At 77.2% G+C, this 2,591-nt stretch carries 2 protein-coding genes; both read right to left on the bottom strand.

The window, feature by feature from the left end:
- Positions 1 to 16: 16 nt before the first annotated feature.
- Positions 17 to 1,888: a non-ribosomal peptide synthetase gene (locus tag VR45_RS33980; protein WP_045943760.1), complete on the bottom strand. Its 1,872-nt coding sequence runs from the start codon at positions 1,886 to 1,888 to the stop codon at positions 17 to 19.
- 39 nt (positions 1,889 to 1,927) lie between these two features.
- On the bottom strand, positions 1,928 to 2,591 hold a 664-nt coding region (locus VR45_RS33975), incomplete at its 5' end, for an acyl-CoA dehydrogenase (RefSeq protein WP_045943759.1).

The following is a 2,591-nucleotide window of genomic DNA, read 5'->3' as shown; positions in this document are numbered from 1 at the left end:
GGAGGGGGGCGGCCGGTCAGCCCGCGGCGGCGTCCGGACGGCGCTCGTCGACCAGCCGGGCCACCGCGCGCAGATCGGGCTGGCGCAGCAGCAGAGGGGCCCGCAGCCGGACCCCGAACTCCTCCTCCAGGGCGGCGAGCAGCCGCGCGGCGGTGACCGAAGTCCCGCCCGCGTTCAGGAAGTTGTCCGAGGGGTCGAGGTCGGTCCGGCCGAGCAGGCCGGCGCAGATCCGGAGCACCGTCCGCTCGGTCGGCGTGGCGGCCCCGTCGGCCCCGGAGCCGGCGGAGCGCTCGGCGCCCTGCTGGGCCTCGGCCTCCTCCGCCTTGAGCAGCGCGGCCCGGTCGATCTTGCCGTTGGCGTCCAGCGGGAAGCCGTCGACCAGCCGCAGGACGCTCGGCACCGCCTGCTCGGGCAGCCAGGACCGCACCGCCGCCAGCAGTTCGGCGCCGTCCACCGGGGCGCCCTCGGTCACGGGCTGGGCGAAGGCGAGCAGTTGGGCGCCGCCCACCGGGGCCGGGCGGGCCACCACGGCGGCGCGCCGCACCCGGGGGTCGCGCTCCAGGGCGGCCTCGACCTCGGCCGGTTCGATCCGCACGCCGCTGACCTTGACCTGGTCGTCCAGCCGGCCGAGGAACTCCAGCACCCCGTCCGCGCGCATCAGCACCCGGTCGCCGGTGCGGTAGACCCGGTCGGTGCCGTCGAGGTCGTCGGGCGCGGAGACGAAGCGCTCGGCGGTCAGCTCCGCGTCGAGGTAGCCGATGGCCAGGCCCTGGCCGCCGATCCGCAGTTCGCCGGCCTCGCCGCGCGGCAGCGGGCGGCCGTTCTCGTCGGCGACCAGGACGATCGCGCCGGGGACGGGCCGGCCGATCGGCGGCGCCCCGGTGCCGTGCTCGGCGCCCGGAGCCATGCTGTGCACGGTGGTGGTGACGGTCGCCTCGGCCGGGCCGTAGGCGTTGTGGACGGTCGCGGTGACGTCCGGGCCGGGGGTGCGGCGCAGCCGGTCGCCGCCGACGGTGAGGTGGCGCAGCGGCAGGTCGGCGGGCCAGGGCCGGTCGAGGACCGGCTCGGCGAGCGGGGTGGGCAGCACGCCGACGGTGATGCCGGCAGTGCGCCACCAGTCGGTGAGCGCGGCCGGGTCCCAGCGGACGGCCTCGGGGGCGACGCAGAGCGCCGCGCCGGAGGTGAGGCCGGCCCACAGCTCCATCAGGTGCGGGTCGAAGGCGACGCCGATGATCAGGCTGTGCCGGTCGCCCGGGCCGAGGCCGGTCAGTTCGCGGTACCAGGTGAGCAGGGCGCCGAGCGCGGTCTGGCCGACGGCGACGGCCTTCGGCAGGCCGGTGGAGCCGGAGGTGAGCACGGTGTACTGGGTGCCCTTGGGGGCGCGGACGGCGCCCGCGCCGTCGCTCTCCTCGGCGAAGGCGGCCACGATCCCGGTCGCGCCGGGGGCGGTGACCGGGTGGTGCCGGCCGTCCCGGTGGGCGGGCGGCAGCAGCGCCGGGTCCCCGATCAGGCAGGCGGGGCGCAGCTGTTCGGCGACGGCCCGGAGCCGGCGCTCGCCGGGGCGCGGGCCGAGCGGCAGGTGGACGGCGCCGAGCCGGGCGACGGCCAGGGTGGCGGCGACCAGGGCGGCGGAGTGGTCGAGGCAGAGGCCGACCAGGTCGCCGGGGCGGACCCGCCCGGCCAGCTGCCCGGCGATCCCGTCGGCGAGACGGTCGAGTTCGGCGTAGCTCAGGGTGAGCCCGCCGTCGATCAGCGCGGGCGCGTGCGGGGTGCGGCGGGCCCAGCTGGTGAAGAGGTCGAGCACGGCGCCGTCGCGGTGCGGGCGGCCGTAGGCGACGGAGAGGCCGGGCAGGAGGCCGGGCAGGGGCCGGTCCTGGATGGTGGTCATGACGGGGTCCTCCGGACGTCGATGGATGGTCGGTACGGGTCAGCCCAGGCCCATGGCCCGGGCCACGATCACCTTCTGGACCTCGGAGGTCCCTTCGATGATGGTGGTCATCCGGACGTAGCGGTAGAGGTACTCCAGCGGGTGGCCCCGCACCCAGCCCGTGGCGCCGTGCACCTGGAGCGCGCGGTCGACGGCCCGGACGGCGGTCTCGGAGGAGGTCAGCTTGGCGAGCGCGGCGTTCTCGGGCGCCTCGGTGCCCTCGTCGACGAGCCGGGCGCAGGCGAGGGTGAGCAGCTTGGCGGCCTCGACCTCGGCGCGGGTGCGGACCAGGTGGTCCTGGATGTGCTGGTAGTCGCCGATCGGCTGCCCGAAGGCCTGCCGCTCGCGGGCGTACTCGACACCGAGCCGCAGCGCGTACTCGGCGATGCCGTCGCACATCGCGGCGACCACCAGTCGGCCCCGGGAGAGGCTGTCCATGGCGAGCCCGGTGGCGGCGCCGATGCCGTCCTCGCCGCCGATCACCGCGGCCGCCGGGGCGTGCAGCCGGTCGAGCACCAGCTCGAACAGCGGCTCCCCGGACATGCCCTCGTAGCGCTGGCCGATGCGCAGCCCGGGGTGGTCCATCGGGAGGACGAAGGCGGTGGCGCCGGCGGTCGGACCGGCTCCGTCGCCGAGGTCGGTGGCGGCTACCACGAGCGCGAGG

The sequence above is a fragment of the Streptomyces sp. NRRL S-495 genome (assembly GCF_000966955.1).
Taxonomy (GTDB): Bacteria; Actinomycetota; Actinomycetes; order Streptomycetales; family Streptomycetaceae; genus Kitasatospora; species Kitasatospora purpeofusca.
This window is presented reverse-complemented; position numbering and strand designations above follow the sequence as displayed.